The sequence below is a fragment of the Cupriavidus basilensis genome (genome assembly GCF_000832305.1).
GTDB lineage: Bacteria > Pseudomonadota > Gammaproteobacteria > Burkholderiales > Burkholderiaceae > Cupriavidus > Cupriavidus basilensis_F.
The window spans coordinates 2887272-2908700 of record NZ_CP010536.1; the positions used below are offsets into that span (position 1 = coordinate 2887272).

Genomic DNA, 21429 nt, shown 5'->3' on the forward strand with positions numbered 1-21429 from the left:
CCTTGTCGCGCTTATTGAGCGGCTGGCTTGGCATCGGCACGCCACCAGTTGCTCAGGATCCAGCCTTCCGCCGTGTAGTAGTACGGCAGGCGCTGCGGATAGACCAGCTCTTTTCGGTATGCCACCCGATGCGACGCGCTATACCAGTTGGGCACAATGTAGTAGCCGTGCATCAGCACGCGGTCCAGCGCGCGCCCGGCATTGACCAGTTCTTCGCGAGTATGGGCGTGCAGGACATTGTCCACCAAGCGGTCGATCGCCGGCGATTTCAGGCCAAACAGATTGTCCGAGCCGGGCGTGCCCGCCGCCTCGCTGTTGAAGCGGTCGCGCAGCTCGTTGCCCGGGCTCTGCGAATCCGGGAAACGGATCGACACCATGTCAAAGTCGAAGTCTTCCAGCCGCTTCTGGTACAGCGCGAAATCGGTGGTGCGCTGGTTCACCTCGATGCCCAGCTTCTCCAGGTTGCGCACGTAGGTGGTGATGACGCGGCTCATGGCCCCGCCGTCGTCCAGGAACTCGAAGACAAAGGGCTCGCCCTTGGCATTGCGCAGTGCACCATCCTCGAAGGTCCAGCCGGCCTGGGCCAGCAGCCGGCGCGCATCGCGCAGGTTGTCGCGCAGCGAACGCGGCGGATTGGTGGTGGGCATCGCCACGATGGGGCCAAATACCTCGGGCGCCAGCTGCGCGCGCAGCGGCTCCAGCAGTTCCAGCTCGCCGGGGCCGGGACGGCCGTCGAACGTGGCGCTGGCGGCCAGCTCACTGTTGGAGAACCAGCTATCGAGGCGGCGATACGCGCCATAGAACAGCTGGCGATTGAGCCACTCGAAATCCAGCGCCAGGATCAGGGCCTGCCGCACCCGCACGTCCTGGAACATCGGCTTGCGCATATTCATGACGAAGCCCTGCATGCCGGCTCCGTTGCGGTGCGGAAAATCGGTCTTGATCAGTTCGCCGTTGGAAAAGCGCTTGCCCTCATAACTCTTAGCCCAGCTCTTGGCCTTGTACTCGACGATCGCATCGAACTCGCCAGCCTTGAAGGCTTCGAGCTTGGCTGTCTCGTCCTTGTACAGGCGATAGACCACCCGGTCGAAGTTGAACGTGCCGCGGCGCACCGCCAGGTCCTTGCCCCAGTACGACGGATCGCGCTTGAAGGTGATGCCGCGTCCGGCATCGTAGCGCTCGATCAGGTAGGGCCCGCTGGCCACCGGATCCTCGAAGGTCAGCTTGTCGAACGACACCGTGGCGGTCCATTTCCTGGAGAAGACCGGCAAGGAGCCAACGATCAGCGGCAGCTCGATGTTGCGCTGCCTGAAATCGAACCGTACCGTGCGCGAATCCACCACCGTGACGGCTTTCACGTCGGTGCACATGCTGCGGTAGCCAGGGCTGGATGCCTTGCTCATCAGCATGTCGTAGGAGTATTTGACGTCGCTGGCCAGCACAGGATCGCCGTTGCTGAAGCGCGCCTGCGGCCGGATGTGGAAGGTAACGGACAGTTCGTCCGGCGCCACGGTCACGTCGTCCGCCAGCAAGCCATAGGCGCTGGCGGTTTCATCGCTACTGGCAATCAACAGCGACTCGAACATCAGCGTGTTCACGCCCGGGGCGGAGGTACCCTTGAGCGTGAACGGGTTGAACTTGTCGAAGCTGGTGCGGCGGTCCGGGTTGGCGAGCGTCAGCGTGCCGCCGCGTGGCGCGTCCGGGTTGGCGTAGTCGAAATGGGTGAAATCGGCGGGATACTTGAGGCCGCCATACTGTGCGAAGCCATGGGCGGCTCCAGCCGACAAGGGAAAACCCGCGGTACACAGGGCTACGAATCCACAGCCCAGCGCCGCAAATGTGCGGAAGCGCTGCCATGCCGCCTGAAGCGGTCTACGTGCGCGAATATGCATCCGGTTTGGGTCCTCCACCTGAATCGGATCGTCCGCAGCCTTCGGCGGCGCGGTCAAGTTATGAGACAATTTTACATGGGTTCGGCCGGCATCCAGCCATCCGGACATTCCAGTATGCGGCACCGCTGTTTTGCCGGTCGTCAGCCTGCTGCAAAGCAGCCGCCGCGCGGTGCGCGCCGCAGCCCGGACGCCGTTGCACGAAACGTGCCCGTCCACCTCGAACATCATTGGAGAAGTTATGGGATTTCTCGCAGGTAAGCGAATCCTGATCACCGGCTTGCTGTCCAATCGCTCGATCGCCTACGGCATCGCAACCGCCTGCAAGCGCGAAGGCGCCGAGCTAGCCTTCACCTATGTCGGCGAACGGTTCAAGGACCGCATCAACGACTTTGCCAAGGAATTCGGCAGCAGCCTGGTATTCGAATGCGACGTTGGCGACGACGAACAGATTGCCGCCACCTTCGCCGGGCTCGGCCAGAGCTGGGACAAGCTCGATGGCCTGGTGCACTCGATCGGCTTCGCGCCGCGCGAGGCCATCGCTGGCGACTTCCTGGAAGGTCTTTCGCGCGAGTCCTTCCGTGTGGCGCACGACATCTCGGCCTACAGCTTCCCCGCTCTGGCCAAGGCCGCCTTGCCCATGCTGTCTGACAAGGCCTCGCTGCTGACACTGACCTACCTCGGCGCGCAGCGCGTGGTCCCGAACTACAACACCATGGGCCTGGCCAAGGCATCGCTGGAAGCCAGCGTGCGCTACCTGGCCGCTTCGGTGGGCCCGCGCGGCATTCGTGCCAACGGCATTTCCGCAGGCCCGATCAAGACCCTGGCCGCTTCCGGCATCAAGGGCTTCGGCAAGCTGCTGGGCCACATCGAGGAGGCAGCGCCGCTGCGCCGCAATGTGACCATCGACGAGGTTGGCAACGTGGCCGCCTTCCTGCTGTCGGACCTGTCCAGCGGCGTGACCGGCGAGATCACCTACGTGGACGCCGGCTTCAATACCGTAGGCGCGAGCCTGCCCGAAGAAGCGTAATACCGGCGCGGCCGCCTCTCACGGCGGCCATCGCTAAAAAGGGGCGTGCGGCTTTGGCCGACGCCCCTTTTTCGTGCCCCCCCGGCGGCACGGCGTGCGCGCGGCCTATTCGGCGCCCTCCCCGGCCAGTCGGCCCGAGCGCAGATAGGCGACGATAGGCGCCCAGAACGCTTCCTGGCGCTCCGACTGGATCGCCGCATCGTGCGGCAGCGCCGACAGCGCCACCAGCCGGCGAGGACCGCAGGCCGCGCGCTCCAGCCGCTCGGCATGCGCGAAGGGAATCACCTCGTCCGCGCGGCTGTGCACAAGCAGCAGCGGCAGCCTTGATTTTCGCAATTGATCCTCGTTGTCCCACGGCTCGGGAAGCAGCCTGGCTATCCACTCCGGCACCCGCCCGGTCAGCACCGCCGCCTCGCGTGCGGACGTGAAGCCAGCGGCAATCACCAGGCCAGCGGGCGCCGGGCGCAAGGCGGAGATCACATCCAGCAGCACCCCGGAACCCAGCGAAAAACCCATCACATAGCGCCGGCTGGCTCGCGGCGTCATGGCGAGGAACTGCCCATATGCGGCCAGGCCGTCCTCATGCAGGTTGACCACGCCGGGCTTGCCGCTGCTAGCGCCATAGCCGCTGTAGTCGAACACGCAGGACGAGATCCCGTCGCGGTAGAGCAGCGCCTGCGCGCTGGCCCAGTCCGACAAGTTTTCCTCGTCGCCGTGGTAGATCAGCAAGGCGGGGGCGTCGCCGCCCTGCGCCAGGACGCAGGAGGCGCGCAGCATGCGCGCGCCGCTGGCAAACGCGAACTGGCGCGATGCGACGCCCAGGCGATCCGGCGTCATCGCACCGGCCGCGCCGGCCGGCTTGGGCTCGAACGCATCCTCCTCGACCACCAGGAACAAGACATGGCGTGCAATGGCGGCCAGCATCAACAGGCACGCGCCACCGGCCAGCCAGTAACGCAGCTTCCTGCCCGCACCTGTGTTGAACTTCGCCATGGGAATAGCCTCGGGAAACGCGCCGAGCCAGAAAAAGCCACGGCAGCCCCGAAATATTAGACCGGACTGTCGGCCATAGGCAGCACCTCGCCTGAGTTCGCGATGCGACGATGGCCCCTCTGAGCGATGGGGAATGCTGGGGAATGCGGGAGAAAATGGTCCGCCCTACACGATTCGAACGTGTGACCGCTCGCTTAGAAGGCGAGTGCTCTATCCAACTGAGCTAAGGGCGGACAGGAAGAACTACCGAAATGCAGAGGACTTGGCATGCCGCTGAACGTGCTGCTGCGCGCTTGGCATGCGAAGCCCGGTATTCTACCTCAGCCCTGCAGCCGATCCTACCGTGTTGGCGTGGGGCCTGGCATATCCCGGCTCAGGATGCCTGCGAAACCCGCATTCGCGGCGGCGTCGCCATGCCGGCAAGCCGCTCGATGGGCTGCGTGGACACACAGTTGCGCCCCATGGTCTTGGCATCGTAGAGGGCATTGTCGGCGCGGCGCATGAGCGTATCCGCCCCCTCCCCCGGCAGCCGCTCTGCCATGCCGATGCTTACCGTGTAGGAAATCGCATCCGGCTCGGACGGGCACGGTGTGGTGCGCACCAGCGCGCTCAGGCGCAGGCTGATGGCCCGGCCCTGGTCCAGCGCGGTGTTGGGCATCACGATGCCAAACTCTTCCCCACCCAACCGGCCGACGAAATCGTCCGCGCGCACGGTCTTGCGCAGCAAGCCGCTGAAATGGCGCAGCACGCTGTCGCCGGCCAGATGGCCATAGAGATCGTTGATGGCCTTGAAATGATCCAGGTCGATGAACGCCACGGTCAGCGGGCGTTGCTGGCGGTCCGCTTGCTTGCAGGCCTCTTCCAGCGCCTCCCAGTAGGGCCCGCGCGACAGGACGTCGGTCAGGTCGTCATAGCTGGCGCGGCGCTCCAGACGCCGGCGCAGGCTATCGTGGGCAAGCAGCGCAAAGCTCACGGCCAGGCTGACAATGCCAAAGGCGTGCAGGACGGCAAAGGTTTCCCGGGACGGGCGCTTTGCCAGCCAGGCAAGGCCAGCGGGAAGCAGCCTGAGGTCAATGGCTTGATAGAGGCCCATGGCCGCGCAAGCGAGCGCGATCAGCCCGAGCGACAGCGCCGCCAGGCGGCCGGTGCCGCGCTTGGCGCGCACTTGCGGCGCCACCACGCGCAGCAACAACAGCGGAAGATAGGTATTGGCCAGGATAAAGACGAGCGCCGGTTCTGCCGGCGACACGCCCGCCCAATCGAAGTAGGCGGCGTTGGCCAGCACGGCAAGGTTCAGCAAGCAGAGCGCAACCGCACCCCCGCGCTTGCCGAAAAAGCGGCGCGTGCCGTAGACCATCGAGGACAAAGCCGCCGTCATGACCAGATCCACCAGATTGAGCGTAAGCCATTCCGGCAAATAGTCCTGCGCAGCGAGCAAGACGGTGGCTGCGGTGACCAGCAACGCGCCGGCCACCCAAGAATTCAAACCGGCGCGGCCCATGCCGGGTGTGCGCTGCAAGACTGCGAACACCACCGCCATCTGCAACCCGAATAGGCCGGCGACCAGCACACTAACCTGCGACTGAAACATGATTTCCCCGTCCAACTTGGCAGGCAGCGTTCCGTCACGCCACCATGCGCCCCGGGACCCGCGCGGACCCGAGGTTTTCGCCATTCTTTCTTTTTAAGCATCTGACCGTCTTCATGCACCCCGGCGGACAGGGGCTGGGCCTCGCGATCGTGGCGAGGGCACTCTTATTCTCATGTTCGGCGCCAGTCCCGCAAGCGGCACGGATTGCCGCGCCTGACCGGGCGCGGGGCCTGGCCGCTGCGGTGTGCGGATTATGTCAGCGCTTGCGACCAAGTCAAGCGAACCTTTTATCCATCAAATGCTGAGGCGCCCCCCACATCGGGCGGCGCCTCGCTTGGCCGATGCAAAAGTAAAATTTGACCCCGGCCCCGCCGCCAGGCTACAATCCACGGCTTCGGGGCGTAGCGCAGCCTGGTAGCGCATCTGATTTGGGATCAGAGGGTCGCATGTTCGAATCATGTCGCCCCGACCAGTATTTAGCAATAAGATCAAAGGCTTAGACCGTAAGGTCTAAGCCTTTTTTTGTCGCCTGAATTTGTCCGGGCCAGTGCCGGCCACTGCGCCGGGCGCCCACCTCACTGCACCGCAACCCAATGGCAATGCCATGAATATGGGATCCCCTGCGGGCTTGAAACACAGACACTGGCAGCGGGCGGGGCCGCGAGCCGCCCGCACCACTTTCAAGCCCGCACCCCACCCGGCGGCGGGCTTTTTCTCTTGTTTTCGCGGCCATATCCGGGTAAGGCGACCGAGCGCGCGCCACGCCTCAACTGCACACCCATGATATAATCGCGCGTTAGCCCGGGGTTTATGCAGCATGCCCTGTAACCGGGCGCTCTTGCCGAGAAATGCAGCCATCACACTGCAGCGCAGTATCCAGCGCGGTTCGGCAAGCCACCGGGAACATCTTGCCCGCTTCATTGCCCCCGCGCCTATCACGGTAGCACGGCCGCATTGGCTTGGGCCGCAACCGGCAAGGCAATCGGCCGGGCACTGACGCGCCCCCTGGCGATTCCCTAACGTGGACTTTTTGCACGCGCTTTTTTGCCGTGCCGGTCCGGGTCAGCTTGCCTCCCGCAACTTCAAGGCGCAACCAAGCAAGCCGGCGCTTGTCACTGCTGGCACCCGGACCTCGCGAGCATGCAGGCATGCCGGCATGCCGGCGCTCGCCTCACCGGATTTACCTAAATTCATGCAGCCCAAGGCTGCCGCAAAGGAAGAAGATTGGCTAAGGAAGAACTTATCGAATTTGGCGGTGTTGTCTCGGAAGCCCTGCCGGACAATCGTTACCGCGTGACGCTGGAAAACGGCGTGGAAATCTGGGCCTATGCCTCGGGCAAGATGCAGAAGCACCGCATCCGCATTCTGGCTGGTGACCGCGTGACGCTGGAAATGTCGCCCTACGATCTGACCAAGGGCCGCATCAACTTCCGCCACAAAGTCTGATCGTCTTCCACACTCGCCCCCCCCCCGGCGAGCGTTGCGCCAGACCGCATTCCAGGGCACCGCATCGCGGCGGTCCCGCCCTGGGAAACATCTGGCCATTGCCACCTGCGCGCATCGTGCATACGCGGCTCCAGTGAAACAATCATGATGGCTATTCCATCCTGACGCCTCAGGCCTGGAGCACTGGTCGATGCCGATGGCTTGCCGGCCATCGCACCCCAATCGCTTCACCCCAGGCTGCCGCAGCTTCCGCCATGTATGGCTCGCAACATGCGTGTCATTTGGCAGTGCCATGCTGCGTTCCCGCCCGGTGTTTGCCCGTCTTGCACGCACCTGCGCGCGTGGCCATACTCGACATATCCATTTCCCGTTTCCCCCCTTCCCTTTTCCCCTTTAGCTTGAGCACACCGCTCTCATGAACCTGATCCTGTGGCGTCATGCCGAAGCCGAGGAGTTGTCTGGCGCGCTTGGCTTTTCCCGCAATGCCGACCTGCAACGCGCCCTGACCAAACGCGGACATAAGCAGGCGGATGCCTCCGCCGCATGGTTGCGCAGCCATCTGCCTCCCGGTACGCGGGTGGTCTGCAGCCCGGCCCTGCGTACGCGCGAAACCGCCGCGGCCCTGCGCGAGAACGCAGAGGTGTTGCCCGAGCTTGCCCCGGGTGCCGATGTCAGCGCGGTGCTGGCCGCGGTCGACTGGCCCCAAGGCGCCGAGCACACCGTGCTGGTCGGGCACCAGCCTTGGCTTGGCCAACTTGCCAGCCTGCTGCTGGCAGGCTCGGAAATGAACTGGAGCGTGCGCAAGAGCGGCATCTGGTGGCTGTCGGGGCGCACGCGCGAAAGTGAATCGCAGGTCGTGTTGCGCGCTGTCATCAATCCGGAATTTCTCTAGCATTTTTTGGCACCCCGCAACGGCGCGGCTTGGCTTTCCGGGCTGCCGTCACCGAACCGTCACGACTGCTTCACGGCACTGTCACCTGCCATCTCTACATTCGACCGCAACAGTTTCGTCACCGAAAGGACATACTGATGCGAGAGCTCCCGACGCCCACCCAGCCGTTGTTCGATTCCCTGCCCAGTGGCCTGTCAGGCCATTCGGCGCGGAGGCGTCTTCATCGCCAGCAACCTGCACAAGCACATGAACAAGCGCATGACCAGCCTGCTTTCAGCGTGGCGTGGGCGCGCCACCAGGATGAAGTAGAAGAAGCGCAGCGCCTGCGCTACAAGGTCTTCGCCGAAGAAATGGGCGCAAGGCTGAACCCGTCGAGGCCTGAACTCGACGTGGATATGTTCGACGCCTATTGCGACCACCTGATCGTGCGCGATACGGCCACGCTCAAGGTGGTCGGCACCTACCGCGTCATGGCGCCCCACCAGGCCAAGCGCATTGGCTGCCTCTATGCCGAGTCGGAATTCGACTTGGTGCGCCTGGCTCACCTGAAGCCCAAGATGGTGGAACTGGGCCGCTCGTGCGTGCACCGCGACTACCGCTCGGGCAGCGTGATCATGGCGCTGTGGGGTGGCCTGGGCGAGTACCTGCAGCGCTGGGGCATCGAGTCGATGCTGGGATGCGCCAGCGTGCCGATGAGCGATGGCGGCCACTATGCGGCCAGCCTGTACCGGGTATTCGCCGAGCGCGCCCTGGCGCCGATCGAATATCACGCGTTCCCGCGCCTGCCTCTGCCGATCGACGAACTCAATCAGACGCTGGACGTAGAGCCGCCGGCGCTGATCAAGGGTTACCTGCGGCTAGGCGCGCGAATTTGCGGCATGCCGGCGTGGGATCCCGACTTCAACGTGGCGGACTTCCTCACGCTGCTGCGCGTCAACGACATGAACCCCCGCTATGCGCGCCACTTCCTTGGGCTGAACCGCGACGCCTGAGCCTGTGCGGGCGCTCGCCGCCCGCATTTGCCTGGCCTGCTGATCGAAGCGGGGGCCGCCATCTGGCCGCCCCCGCGCTTGGCTCAGGCGTACACCACCTTGTAGCGCTTGCCGATGCGCTCCCACTCATCGGCTTCTTGCGCAAGGCTGTATTCGACCAGCGGGTTGGCCTCGATCCAGGCCTTGGGCAAGCGCACCTCGAAACCTTCGTCCAGCGCATCCGAACGCTGGCCCACGGTGATCTCGGGCAGCGGCTCGTCGGCACGGCGCCGGCACAGCACGAACGCCAGGCGCAGGCTGAAGAGCATCCGCCAGTCCAGAAACTTGCCGCTGCCGGAAAGCTTGCCCAGCTTGCCGGCATGCCCGAGCAGCAGCGTTGCCAGCCGTGCCTGGTCGGTCTTCGAGAAGCCCGGCATATCGGCGTGCGTAGCGATGTACGCCGAGTGCTTGTGGTAGCCGCTGTGCGAGATGGTCATGCCGATCTCATGCAGCCCGCCGGCCCAGCCCAACAGTGCCAGATTGTCGTCGCGGCGCTCATTGCGCGGCTCGGGAAACTGCGCCAGCAAACCCAGCGCCGCCTGGCGCACGCGCTGGGCTTGCGCGCGGTCGACGCCATAGCGGCGCATGAACTGATCCACGGTGATGGTACGCATGTCCTCGTGGTGCGTGCGGCCCAGCAGGTCGTACAGCACGCCCAGGCGCAGCGCGCCATCGGTGACGTCCATGCGATCGATGTCGAGCTCGGCGAACACGCCGAGCATGATCGACAGACCACCTGGCAGCACGGGGATACGGTCCGCCTTCAGGCCCACCAGCTTGACGCGGTTGGCGTTCTCGGCCTTGACCAGCGCGCGCTTGAGGCGCTCCAGCCCTTCGCGGGTGATGCCGTGCTCGGCCGGGTTGTCGTTCATGCCGTTGAGCTCGATCAGTTCGGCCAGCGCGCGCGCCGTACCCGACGAACCCACCGCCTGCTGCCAGCCGGCCGCCCGGTACTGGCGCACGAGCACCTGGATCTCCCTGCGCGCGGCCAGTTCCGCCTGCTTCATCGCGTAGTCATCGACATTGCCGCTGGGGAAGAACTGGCGGCTGTGCGAGACGCAGCCGATATAGAGGCTCTCCATCAGCTTGGACGTGTAGCCGCTGCCGATGATGAACTCGGTCGAGCCGCCACCGATATCGACCACCAGCCGGTTGCCCGCACAGGCCGGCGCATCGTGCGAGGCGCCCAGGTAAATCAACCGCGCTTCTTCGCGCCCGGCAATCACCTCAATCGGGAATCCAAGCGCGTGTTCGGCCTCGATCAGGAATTCCGACGCGTTCTTGGCTACCCGCAGCGTATTGGTTGCCACCGCCCGCACCTGGTCAGGGGAGAAATCGCGCAGTCGGTCGCCGAAACGCCGCAAGGCGTCGATGCCACGCCGGCGGGCAGGCTGGTCCAGGTACTTGTCCGGCGTCAGGCCCGCGGCCAGTCGCACCGGCTCGCGCAGCGCATCGACCTGGAATAGCTGGCTGGCCGGCCCGGATGCGGTCAAGCTCTCATCCACCCGCCCGATCATCAGGCGGAAGCTGTTTGAGCCCATGTCGACGGCGGCCAGCAAGCGAGGGGTTTGGTTCATCGCGGTAGGGGAATGTGGGTAAAAGCCGCAAGCCGCGGCATAAATAACGGTGTCGGGCAGTCAGGTTCGCCCAACCGTAGAAAATATGTCTTTATCATGTCTGCATCGTGACAAAATCACATTGTCATCAATTTGACATGATTCTATGAAAAAGTCGCCGCATTACCAAAAGAAGGTCATGCCTATGTCGACAAGCCCACCCGGCACGCTGCTCAACCGCGAAATGGGCATTCTGGAATTCAATACGAGAGTCATGGCACAGGCAGCTGACGCCAGCGTGCCACTGCTCGAACGTCTGAAATTCATCTGTATTGTTTCAAGTAATCTGGACGAGTTCTTCGAGATCCGCATGGCCGGCTTGAAGGAGCAGATGCGTGACAATCCTTCCGGCATCACACCCGACGGCCTTTCCTTGCAGCAGGCATACCAGATTGTCACGGAGCGCGTGCAAAAGCTGGTGACCATGCAGTATGACATGCTGCAAAACGTGATTTTCCCCCTGTTGGAGAAAGAAGGGGTGTTCTTTCACCTCGCCTCCACCTGGAACGAGGCGCAGCGCGAATGGGCTCGCAGCTTCTTCACACGCGAACTCGGCCCGGTCCTGACGCCGATCGCGCTGGACCCGGCCCACCCCTTCCCGCGGGTGCTCAACAAGAGCCTGAATTTCGTCATTGAATTATCGGGCAAGGATGCCTTCGGCCGGGAGGCCGACCTGGCCATCGTGCAGGCGCCCCGCGCGCTGCCGCGCGTAGTCAGGATGCCTGAGCAACTCTCGGGCTATCCCTACGGATTTGTGCTGCTGTCGTCCTTCATGCAAGCCTTCGTGCATGAGCTGTTCCCCGCTATCAAGGTCAACGGCTGCTATCAGTTCCGCGTCACCCGCAACTCTGACCTGTTCGTGTCGGAGGACGATATCACGGACCTGCGCGAGGCACTGCAAGGTGAGCTGCCGACCCGCCACTTCGGCGACACCGTGCGCCTGGAAATCTCGTCCGATACCCCGCCGGCCATGGCGCGCCGCCTGCTGCTCGAATCCGGCCTGGGCGAGCAGGACGTGTACCGCGTGAGCGGCCCGGTCAACCTGGTGCGGCTGATGCAGATCCCCGACCTGGTCGACCGCCCCGCCCTCAAGTACCCGCCGCACGTGCCGGCGCCGGTCAAGGTGTTTGCGCCCGGCGCTTCGATGTTCGACGCGATCCGCCAGCAGGACGTGTTGCTGCACCATCCCTACGAGAGCTTCAGTTCGGTGCTCGACTTGCTGCAGCAGGCCGCCGTCGACCCTGCCGTGGTAGCCATCAAGCAGACCGTCTACCGCACCGGCAACGAGTCGCCGGTGATGGAGGCGTTGATGACCGCGGCGCGCAATGGCAAGGAAGTCACGGTGGTGGTGGAACTGCTGGCGCGCTTTGACGAGGAAACCAACATCAACTGGGCCGAGCGGCTCGAATCCGCCGGCGCGCATGTGGTCTATGGCGTGGTTGGCCACAAGTGCCATGCCAAGATGCTGCTGATGGTGCGCCGCGAACTGGAAGGCGCCAAGAGCAAGCAGTTCAAGCTGCGCCGCTACGCGCACCTGGGCACCGGGAACTATCATCCGCGCACCGCGCGGCTATACACCGATTTCGGCCTGCTCACCGCCAACGAGAAGATCTGCGAGGACGTCCAGCATGTGTTCCAGCTGCTAACGGGCACTGCGGGCACCATCCGCCTGAATCACCTGTGGCAGTCGCCGTTCACCATGCAGAGCAATCTGGTGGAGCATATCCGCGCGGAGGCCCGCAACGCCCGTGCCGGCAAGCCCGCGCGCATCATGGCCAAGATGAATGCGCTGCTGGAACCATCCATCATCGAAGAGCTGTACAAGGCATCGCGCGCTGGCGTGAAGATCGACCTGATCATCCGTGGGGTGTGCGCGCTGCGCCCAGGGGTGCCGGGCCTGTCGGAGCACATCACGGTGCGCTCCATCGTCGGGCGCTTCCTCGAGCATCACCGGGTCTATTACTTCCTGGCCGGCGGCACGGAGGTGGTCTACCTGTCCAGCGCGGACTGGATGGACCGCAACCTGTTCCGTCGCGTCGAGGTGGCATTCCCGGTGCTGGACAAAGTACTGAAGGCACGGGTCATCAAGGAGAGCCTGCGGGTGCATCTGCACGACAATGCCTCCGCATGGATCATGCAGTCCGACGGCAGCTACATCCGCAAGCACACCAAGTCCAAGCAGCCGCACGTCAGCCAGAACGACCTGCTGGCCCTGTTCGGCAGCGCCTGAGGGTGGTGAGGTCGGCACGGCGCGCCTCGCGTGCGCCGTGCCATGCACGCCGCCGCGAGCGGGTGGCTCGCTCAGGCCGCCTTCTGCGGCGACTGTCCTGGCCGCGGCAAGGCGCTAGGCATATAGCCGCTGCGATCAACCGGGAAGACCACGCGGAACACGCTGCCGCGCCCCACTTCGCTGGTGATGCGCAGGTCGGCATGGTGGCGCGACAGCACATGCTTGACAATGGCGAGCCCGAGGCCGGTCCCACCGGTGTCGCGCGAACGGCTGCGGTCGACCCGGTAGAAACGCTCGGTGAGGCGCGGGATATGGTCGGCGGCAATGCCCAGGCCCGTATCGGTGACCGAGAAAATGGCGTGCTCATTCTCGTAGCTCAGCGCGATGCTGATGCGCCCGCCCTCCGGCGTATAGCGCACCGCATTGGAAACCAGGTTGCCGAAGGCCGACAGCAGTTCACGCTCCGCACCGCGGATCGTGACGGCCGGATCGATCTGCGCGGAGATCTGGTGCCCGCCCTGGGACAGCGCCTCGGCGTCGTGCACGAGATGCGCAACCAGCTCGGCCAGGTCGATCCGGTCCTGGCTCGGCGGCTGCTCGTCGCTTTCCAGCTTGGCCAGCACCAGCAAGTCCTCGACCAGGTGCTGCATGCGCATGGACTGCACCAGCATCATGTCGAGGTAGCGGTTGCGATCCTGCTCCGACACGGGCAGGTCGCGCACGGTTTCCAGGAAGCCGGTCAGCACCGTCAGTGGCGTCTTCAGTTCGTGGGAGACGTTGGCGACGAAATCCCTGCGCATCGCCTCGGTGTTCTCCAGCTTGGTGATGTCGTGTGTCAGCACCAGCTTGCGGCTTTCGCCGTAAGGCAGGATCTGCACAGCGATCACGCTGCGCTTGTGCTCGCCCATGTCGCGCATCACCAGCGGTTCATCGAAACGCTGCAAGTGCAGGTACTGGACGAATTCCGGCCGCCGGATCAGGTGGGTGATGCGCTGGCGCACGTCGCGCCGCGCATTGAGGCCCAAATGCTGCTCGGCCACATCGTTGCACCATTCGATCTGGTCGGCATCATCCAGCATCAGAACGCCATTGGGCGACGCCTGGATAGCCTGGATAAAGCGGGTATGTTGCTGCTCGACCTGCAACACCTGGGTGCGCCAGCGCTTGACCAGGCGATGCAGGCGGTAATACACCTCGCCCCATAGCCCCAGCGCGCTGGGAATCTCGCCGTAAGCTGGCGCATCCAGCACTTTCCAGAGCCGGTTGATCTGGTAGATGTAATAGAGCAGATGCCCCAGCAACCCGACGCACAGCATGGCCAGCGCGGGCACGGGGCCAAGGAAGAAGTACAGCCCCGCCGAAGCCAGGGCCAGTAGAATCAGGATGGCCGCCGAACGGGCCCAGATGACGTTCATGAAGAAGTGAGAAGGTCAGGCAGGCGGCAAGACCGCATGGAATGCGGTGGAGTGTGCCACGAAACAGGCAAGCTGTAACAGGCGCCACGCCGGAACCGGCGTGGCAATCCTGCCGATCAGTGGCTGGGCGCGCGAGCCAGGCGGTAGCCGCTGCCGCGCACCGTCTCGATCATGTTGCTGTAGCCGCCGGGGGTCAGCGCGGCGCGCAGGCGCTTGATATGCACGTCGACGGTCCGCTCTTCCACGAACACGTGATCACCCCAGACCTGGTCCAGCAACTGCGAACGGCTGTGAACGCGCTCCGGATGCGTCATCAAAAAGTGAAGCAGACGGAACTCGGTAGGACCCAGGTCCAGCTTGATCAGGCCAGATTCATCCTGGCCGGTGACCCGATGCGTGGCCGGGTCAAGGCGCAGGCCATTGATCGCAACGACGTCGTCGGTTAGTTGCGGGGCGCGGCGGCGCAGCACGGCCTTGATGCGGGCCAGCAGTTCCTTGGGCGAGAACGGCTTGGTGACGTAGTCGTCCGCGCCGGCCTCGAGCCCCAGCACCTTGTCCTGCTCCTCGCTGCGCGCGGTAAGCATGATGATCGGAATCTGCTTGGTGCGGTCGTTATTGCGCAGTTCCTTGGCGAAGGTCGCTCCCGACTTGCCCGGGAGCATCCAGTCGAGCAGCACCAGGTCCGGCAGCACGTCGCTCATCAGCGACAGCGCCTGCTCGGCGTTATAGGCCCGGATCGGATAATGTCCCGCGTGTTGCAGGTTGACCGCGATCAGCTCGGCAATCGCGGGTTCGTCTTCGACAACAAGAATGCTGCTTGGCATGTAATTTTCTCCGCGGTGGCGCCTTAACTCAGCGCTTCGCGCTCCATGTCCTCACGCGAGGCGTGGCGGACGTCGGTTCCCTTGACGATGTAGATGATGAATTCAGCGATGTTCTTGGCGTGGTCGCCAATGCGCTCGATCGCCTTGGCGATAAAGAGGAAATCCAGCGCGACCGAGATCGTGCGCGGGTCTTCCATCATATAGGTGATGAGCTTGCGCACGAACGCACGGAATTCGTCGTCGATGGCCTTGTCGTCCTTGACGATCCGGGCGGCAGCCACGGTGTCCAGGCGCGCAAAGGCATCGAGTGCCTGGCGCAGCAGCGCGATCGCCAGATCACCCGAGAATTTCACCTCGGAGTAATTGATCTGGTGGGCACCGGCGTCTTCCATGATGTGCTTGGTGCGCTTGGCGATTTTCTCCGCCTCGTCGCCGGCGCGCTCCAGGTTGGTGATGGTCTTGGAAATCGCCATCACCAGGCGCAGGTCGCGCGCGGTCGGTTGCCGGCGCGCGATGATGTTGCCGCAATCGGCATCGATCTCGAGTTCCAGGGCATTCAGGTGGTGCTCGCGCGCGATGACCTGATCGGCCAGGCCCGCGTCGAACTCCGAAAGCGCCCGCATGGCGTTCTCGATCTGCGACTCGACCAGACCGCCCATCTGCAGCAGTTTCGTGCTGATGGCGTTGAGGTCGGCGTCGAATTGGGTCGACAGATGCTTGTCAGACATGTTGTTCTCCTAGCCGCTCTATTCGTATGCTATGCGCTATGTGCGTAACGCTCAATCAGCCGAAACGGCCGGTGATGTAGTCTTCAGTTTCCTTGCGATGCGGCTTGATGAAGATCTTCTCGGTCTCGCCGAACTCGATCAGTTCACCCAGGTACATATACGCGGTGTAGTCCGAGCAGCGCGCGGCTTGCTGCATGTTGTGGGTCACGATCACCACTGTGTACTCGTCCTTCAGTTCCGCGATCAGTTCTTCGATGCGGCCGGTCGAGATCGGGTCAAGTGCGGAGCACGGCTCATCCAGCAACAGCACTTCGGGCCGGATGGCGATGCCGCGCGCGATGCACAGGCGCTGCTGCTGGCCGCCGGACAGGCCGTAGCCCGACTGGTTGAGCTTGTCCTTGGCTTCGTTCCACAGCGCCGCCTTGGACAGTGCCCATTCCACGCGGTCATCCATCTCGGAGCGTGACAGTTTCTCGAACAGGCGCACTCCAAAGGCGATATTGTCATAGATCGACATGGGGAACGGCGTGGGCTTCTGGAACACCATGCCAACTTTGGCGCGCAGCAGAGCGATGTCTTTCTTGGCCGTCAGCAGGTTCTCGCCATCCATGTTGATCTCGCCCTCGGCACGCTGCTCCGGATAGAGCGCGTACATCTTGTTGAAGGTGCGCAACAGGGTCGACTTGCCGCAACCGGACGGACCAATGAAGGCCGTTACCTTGCGCTCGGGAATCGACATGTTGACGTTCTTCAGCGCATGGAACTGGCCGTAGTAGAAGTTCAGGTTGCGCACGTCGATCTTGGCGCGGGTCGTGTCGGGAATGTCGATGACGGTCGAGGTCATGCTCGTCTCTCGCAAAGAATTTGAGGTAAGCCGTGCGGCTATCGCGCTGCCGGTCATTTCTTGAACAGCATGCGCGCCAGGATATTGAGCGCCAGCACACCAACGGTAATCAGGAACACGCCGGCCCAGGCCAGTTGCTGCCACTCGACGAATGGGCTCATGGCGAAGCGGAAGATGGTCACCGGCAGGTTCGCCATCGGCTTGTTCAGGTCGCTGGTCCAGAACTGGTTGGACAAGGCCGTGAACAGCAGCGGCGCGGTCTCGCCGGCGATACGCGCAACCGCCAGCAGCACGCCGGTGACGATGCCTGCATACGATGACTTCACCGTGATCGACAGCACCATCTTCCACTTGGGCGTGCCGAGCGCAAAGGCGGCCTCGCGCAGCGCGTTGGGGACCAGGTTCAGCATGTTCTCGGTCGTGCGCACCACGATCGGAATCTGCAGCAACGCCAGCGCGCAGATGCCGGCCCAAGCGGAGAAATGGCCCATGCGGGTCACCACCAGCGCGTAGACGAACAGGCCGATCACAATCGACGGCGCCGACAGCAGGATGTCGTTGATAAAGCGGATGAAACTGGCCAGCGGCGACGTTTTGCCGTATTCGGCCAGGTAGATACCAGCCAGGATGCCCAAGGGCGTTCCGCACAGCGTGGCGAAACCCACCATCACGAAGCTGCCGTAGATTGCATTGGCCAAGCCGCCGCCGGCGGTATTCGGCGCCGGCGTCATCTGCGTGAACAGGTCCATCGACAGGCCGCCCACTCCCAGCGAAATGGTGGTCCACAGGATCCAGGCCAGCCAGAACAGGCCGAACCCCATGGCGCCCAGCGACGCGGTCAGGGCATAGAAGTTGGTGCGGCGGCGCCGTGCCTGCAGGCGCGTGCGCGTGGCATCCGCATCCGGACTGACTGCCGGAATCGACGTAGAGGAGGAGGACATGGCGGCTTGGTTCATTTTGCACCCTCGCTCTTGGCCAAGCGGAGCAACAGGATCTTGGACAGCGCCAGGACCACGAACGTGATGAAGAACAGGATCAGGCCAAGCTCCATCAGCGCGGCGGTATGCAGGCCAGCGCCGGCTTCGGCGAACTCATTGGCCAGCGCCGACGTGATGCTGTTGCCCGGCGAGAACAGCGAGGCGTTGTCCAGCAGGTTGGTATTGCCGATCACGAAGGTGACCGCCATGGTCTCGCCCAGCGCGCGGCCAAGGCCCAGCATCACGCCGCCGATCACGCCGGCACGGGTGAAGGGCAGCACCACGCGCCACATCACTTCCCACGTGGTGCAGCCGATGCCATAGGCCGATTCCTTGAGCAACACCGGGGTAACTTCGAACACATCGCGCATCACGGACGCGATGTAGGGAATGATCATGATCGCCAGGATCACGCCGGCGCACAGCAGGCCGATGCCCAGGGGCGCCCCCTGGAACAGCTTGCCGATCAGCGGCACCTGGCCCACGGTGGCGGCCAGCGGCTTCTGGAAGTACTCGCCGAAGATCGGCGAGAACACCAGCAGGCCCCACATGCCGTAGACGATCGAGGGTACGGCGGCCAGCAATTCGATGGCGGTGCCGAGCGGGCGGCGCAGCCAGGCCGGCGACAGCTCGGTCAGGAACAGCGCGATGCCAAAGCTGATGGGCACCGCGATGATCAGGGCGATCAGGGAGGTGACGATGGTGCCGTAGATCGGCACCAGCGCGCCATAGACGTCCGCGGGTGGATCCCACTCTGCGGTCCACAGGAAGCGCAGGCCGAAGGCCTCGATGGAAGGCCAGGCGCTGATTGCGAGCGACACGATGATGCCGCCAAGCAGCAGCAAGGTCACGATGGCGGCGCCGCGCGTCAGGCCACCAAACAGGATGTCACCGGTACGGCTAGGCGGCCGTACTGCGGATAGATCGGATGTAGTCGCCATGATGTGGTATTGGAGTTCGTTTAGTAGGCGGCTGGCCGCGCCGAGCGCTCGGGCCAATCTGCCCCTTGCATTGCGTCGTGCTTGCCCGCGCGGGTTGCCGCGTTTGCTGCGCTGCTTCTACTGCTGCATCTACTTCTACTTCTACTTCTACTTCTACTTCTGCTGCTTTGCTGTCTTCAACGCCGCCGGTCCGGCGCCCTTGGGACGCCGGACCGGCAAGGCGCGGCTGCCGTGGCAGCCCGCCGATCAGTTGTACAACGCCTTGCCCGAGCCGTCCTTGACCGAGCTCTTCCAGGTCGCGCGGATCTGGTTCACCACGGCGTCCGGCAGCGGTACATAGTCAAGGTCGCTGGCCATGTTGCCGCCGCTCTTGTAGGCCCAGTCGAAGAACTTCAGCACTTCGGCGCCCTGCGCTGCCTTTTCCTGGTGCTTGTGTACCAGGATGAAGGTCGCGCCGGCGATCGGCCATGCCGTCTTGCCCGGTTCGTTGGTCAGGATCTGGTAATAGGTCTTGCTCCAGTCGGCGCCGGCTGCTGCCGCCTTGAAGCCGTCGTCACCGGGCTGAACCACTGCACCGGCAGCGTTCTTCATGTTCAGGTGGGTCATCTTGTTCTGCTTGGCGTAGGCGTACTCGACGTAGCCGATGGCGCCGTTCAGGCGTTGCACGAAAGCGGCCACGCCTTCGTTACCCTTGCCACCGGTGCCACCGCCCGGCCAGTTGACCGTGGTGCCCTCGCCCACCGAGCTCTTCCAGTCCGTGCTGACCTTGGACAGATAGTTGGTGAAGATGAAGGTGGTGCCCGAACCATCGGCGCGGCGCACCGGCAGGATGTCCTGGTTCGGCAGCTTGGCGTGCGGGTTCAGTGCCTTGATGGCGGGATCGTCCCACTTCTTGATCTTGCCCAGGTAGATGTTCGCCAGCACGTCGCCGGTGATGGTCAGTTCGCCCGGCTTGATGCCTTGCAGGTTGATCACCGGCACCACGCCGCCGATCACCGTGGGAAACTGCACCAAGCCTTGCTTGGCCAGTTCTTCGTCCTTCAGGGGCGCGTCGGAAGCACCGAAGTCGACAGTCTTGGCGCCGATCTGCTTGATGCCGCCAGACGAGCCGATGGATTGATAGTTGACCTTGTTACCCGTTGCTTTCTGGTATGCATCGGCCCACTTGGAATACACGGGCGCCGGGAAAGAAGCGCCAGCACCGGTAATTTCCGCCGCGAACGCAGTGCCCGCCACCACCAACGACACAATGCCTGCTACGGCAGTCTTGACCAGCTTCATATGTCCTCCAGAGACATGGTTGGGGAATGACAATTTTTTGACAAGTCGAACTTTAAGCTCCGACTATGACAATTCAATGACATCACGAGATCTTCTTCAAAGTCAGCGAAAGCGGCCTCTCGCATCACATCGATTCACCCGTCGGCAATGCCCTCCCCGACCCGCATCCGGCGGCAGGCGAGCCCGAAAATATGCGGTTAATTGCTTTTCTACAAGAAATAACGCCGGGCGAAAAGCCCGGCGTTTTGGCAACAACTAGCGGCGATGACCCGGTTTCAGGCCCGCAAGGCGTCCGCCAGCGTCTGCGCTGCCTGCTCCGCGGTCTCGACCTTCTCGGCTTCGACCATCACGCGCACCACCGGCTCGGTCCCCGATGCTCGGATCAACACCCGGCCCCGGCCCGCGAGCTGCGGCTCGATCACGGCGCGCGCCGCGCTCAGGCCCGCGTGGGACTGCCAATCAAAGCCCTTTTCCACGCGCACATTGATCAGCGTCTGCGGGAACAGCGAAACGCCTTCCAGCAATTGCGACAGGGTCTTGCCGCTACGGCGCAACGCGGCCAGCACCTGCAGCGCGGAGACGATGCCGTCGCCGGTAGTGTGGCGGTCCAGGCAGAGCAGATGGCCCGAGCCCTCGCCGCCCAGCGTCCACTTGCGCTTGTTCAGCTCTTCCAGCACATAGCGATCGCCCACCTTGGCGCGCACGAACTCCACGCCCTGGCGCTGGAACGCGAGCTCCACCGCCATATTGGTCATCAGCGTGCCCACCGCGCCCTCCACCGCCTGGCCCGCCTGCAGGCGGTCCTGGACGATCAGGTACAGCAGTTCATCCCCGTTGAACAGGCGGCCGTCGCGGTCCACCACCTGCAGGCGGTCCGCATCGCCGTCGAAGGCCAGGCCAAGATCGGCGCCATTGGCCTTGACCGCTTCGATCAGTTTTTCCGGGGCCGTCGCGCCGTAGCCGGCGTTGATGTTGCGGCCATCCGGCTGGTTGCCGATCGAGATCACGTCGGCGCCAAGCTCGTGGAAGACGTGAGGAGCGATGTGGTAAGCGGCACCATGTGCGCAGTCCACCACCAGCTTGAGCTTGTGCAGGTCCTGCTCGTAGGGAAACGTGCTCTTGCAGAATTCAATGTAGCGGCCAGCGGCATCCTCAATGCGGCGCGCGCGGCCGAGATCGTCCGAACGCACGCAGACCATCGGCTCTTCCAGCGCTTGCTCGATCGCCATTTCCACGGCATCCGGCAACTTGTCGCCATCGGCGGAGAAGAACTTGATGCCGTTGTCGTAGTACGGGTTGTGGCTGGCGGAGATCACCACGCCTGCCGACAAGCGCAGCGCACGCGTGAGATAGGCCACGCCCGGTGTCGGCAGCGGCCCGGTCAGCAGCACGTTGACGCCTGCCGAGGTAAAGCCGGCCTCCAGCGCGGCCTCCAGCATATAGCCGGAAATGCGCGTGTCCTTGCCGATCAGTACGGTCGGACGCGCCTGATCATGCTGCTTCGCCCCATGGGCAAGCACCATGCCCGCCGCATAGCCCAGGCGCATCACGAAGTCGGGCGTGATCGGCGCCTCGCCAACCCTGCCACGAATCCCATCCGTGCCGAAATACTTGCGTGTCATATGATCATTCTCCCGTTGTTCGGTATTGCGGATGCCGAATGCTAAAGGCTAAGCGTGCAATGCTCGACGCCCGCAATCA

The 21429-nt window shown here is 63.7% G+C and carries 17 protein-coding genes and 2 tRNA genes; 6 read left to right on the forward strand and 13 right to left on the reverse strand.

Annotated features, from left to right (window positions below):
• Positions 1–11: 11 nt before the first annotated feature.
• Positions 12–1892, reverse strand: coding sequence for an extracellular solute-binding protein (locus RR42_RS13385; RefSeq protein WP_043352064.1), 1881 nt, complete (start codon positions 1890–1892; stop codon positions 12–14).
• Between the two features lie 238 nt (positions 1893–2130).
• Between RR42_RS13385 and fabI the strand changes: the two genes are divergently transcribed.
• Positions 2131–2919 (forward strand): enoyl-ACP reductase FabI, encoded by a 789-nt coding sequence (gene fabI, locus RR42_RS13390; protein WP_043347558.1) that lies wholly within the window; start codon positions 2131–2133, stop codon positions 2917–2919.
• A 105-nt stretch (positions 2920–3024) separates the two neighbouring features.
• Here fabI and RR42_RS13395 read toward each other — a convergent pair whose 3' ends face one another.
• The 3 genes from RR42_RS13395 to RR42_RS13405 all read right to left on the reverse strand — a co-directional run bounded on the left by RR42_RS13395 (position 3025) and on the right by RR42_RS13405 (position 5503).
• Positions 3025–3912 (reverse strand): alpha/beta hydrolase, encoded by an 888-nt coding sequence (locus RR42_RS13395; protein WP_052494623.1) that lies wholly within the window; start codon positions 3910–3912, stop codon positions 3025–3027.
• Positions 3913–4068: 156 nt separating this feature from the next.
• A tRNA-Arg gene (locus tag RR42_RS13400) sits at positions 4069–4145 on the reverse strand.
• A 140-nt stretch (positions 4146–4285) separates the two neighbouring features.
• A complete protein-coding gene (locus RR42_RS13405; RefSeq protein ID WP_043347560.1) occupies positions 4286–5503 on the reverse strand; it encodes a GGDEF domain-containing protein in 1218 nt (405 codons plus the stop codon).
• 395 nt (positions 5504–5898) lie between these two features.
• Between RR42_RS13405 and RR42_RS13410 the strand changes: the two genes are divergently transcribed.
• The 4 genes from RR42_RS13410 to RR42_RS13425 all read left to right on the forward strand — a co-directional run bounded on the left by RR42_RS13410 (position 5899) and on the right by RR42_RS13425 (position 8833).
• Positions 5899–5975: transfer RNA gene (locus tag RR42_RS13410), tRNA-Pro, on the forward strand.
• A gap of 752 nt (positions 5976–6727) precedes the next feature.
• Positions 6728–6949: a translation initiation factor IF-1 gene (gene infA / locus RR42_RS13415; RefSeq protein ID WP_006157708.1), complete on the forward strand. Its 222-nt coding sequence runs from the start codon at positions 6728–6730 to the stop codon at positions 6947–6949.
• 415 nt (positions 6950–7364) lie between these two features.
• Positions 7365–7841 carry a SixA phosphatase family protein gene (locus RR42_RS13420; protein ID WP_043347564.1) on the forward strand — a complete coding sequence of 159 codons (477 nt, stop codon included), beginning with the start codon at positions 7365–7367 and terminating at the stop codon, positions 7839–7841.
• 137 nt (positions 7842–7978) lie between these two features.
• Positions 7979–8833, forward strand: coding sequence for a GNAT family N-acetyltransferase (locus RR42_RS13425; protein WP_082054896.1), 855 nt, complete (start codon positions 7979–7981; stop codon positions 8831–8833).
• A gap of 83 nt (positions 8834–8916) precedes the next feature.
• On the opposite strand, the gene ppx is transcribed toward RR42_RS13425, so the two are convergent.
• A complete protein-coding gene (gene ppx / locus RR42_RS13430; protein WP_043347570.1) occupies positions 8917–10449 on the reverse strand; it encodes an exopolyphosphatase in 1533 nt (510 codons plus the stop codon).
• Positions 10450–10594: 145 nt separating this feature from the next.
• On the opposite strand from ppx, the gene ppk1 reads away from it, so the two are divergent.
• The gene (gene ppk1, locus RR42_RS13435; protein ID WP_082054897.1) at positions 10595–12718 is read left to right on the forward strand and encodes a polyphosphate kinase 1; all 2124 of its coding nucleotides are present in this window, start codon (positions 10595–10597) and stop codon (positions 12716–12718) included.
• A gap of 71 nt (positions 12719–12789) precedes the next feature.
• On the opposite strand, the gene phoR is transcribed toward ppk1, so the two are convergent.
• The 8 genes from phoR to glmM all read right to left on the reverse strand — a co-directional run bounded on the left by phoR (position 12790) and on the right by glmM (position 21350).
• A complete protein-coding gene (gene phoR, locus RR42_RS13440; protein ID WP_043347574.1) occupies positions 12790–14133 on the reverse strand; it encodes a phosphate regulon sensor histidine kinase PhoR in 1344 nt (447 codons plus the stop codon).
• Between the two features lie 116 nt (positions 14134–14249).
• A complete protein-coding gene (gene phoB / locus RR42_RS13445; protein ID WP_043347578.1) occupies positions 14250–14957 on the reverse strand; it encodes a phosphate regulon transcriptional regulator PhoB in 708 nt (235 codons plus the stop codon).
• A 23-nt stretch (positions 14958–14980) separates the two neighbouring features.
• Entirely contained in the window at positions 14981–15685 is a 705-nt protein-coding gene (gene phoU, locus RR42_RS13450; protein ID WP_043347580.1) for a phosphate signaling complex protein PhoU, read from the reverse strand.
• Positions 15686–15740: 55 nt separating this feature from the next.
• Positions 15741–16529, reverse strand: coding sequence for a phosphate ABC transporter ATP-binding protein PstB (gene pstB, locus RR42_RS13455; protein ID WP_043347586.1), 789 nt, complete (start codon positions 16527–16529; stop codon positions 15741–15743).
• Positions 16530–16582: 53 nt separating this feature from the next.
• Complete coding sequence (gene pstA, locus RR42_RS13460) at positions 16583–17470, reverse strand: phosphate ABC transporter permease PstA (protein WP_419188858.1); 888 nt, start codon at positions 17468–17470, stop codon at positions 16583–16585.
• A gap of 11 nt (positions 17471–17481) precedes the next feature.
• Positions 17482–18447 carry a phosphate ABC transporter permease PstC gene (pstC, locus tag RR42_RS13465; protein WP_043347594.1) on the reverse strand — a complete coding sequence of 322 codons (966 nt, stop codon included), beginning with the start codon at positions 18445–18447 and terminating at the stop codon, positions 17482–17484.
• A gap of 246 nt (positions 18448–18693) precedes the next feature.
• Positions 18694–19728, reverse strand: coding sequence for a phosphate ABC transporter substrate-binding protein PstS (pstS, locus tag RR42_RS13470; protein WP_043347597.1), 1035 nt, complete (start codon positions 19726–19728; stop codon positions 18694–18696).
• Between the two features lie 275 nt (positions 19729–20003).
• Positions 20004–21350, reverse strand: a complete 1347-nt coding sequence (gene glmM / locus RR42_RS13475) for a phosphoglucosamine mutase (RefSeq protein ID WP_043347599.1) — start codon at positions 21348–21350, stop codon at positions 20004–20006.
• Positions 21351–21429 lie beyond the last annotated feature (79 nt).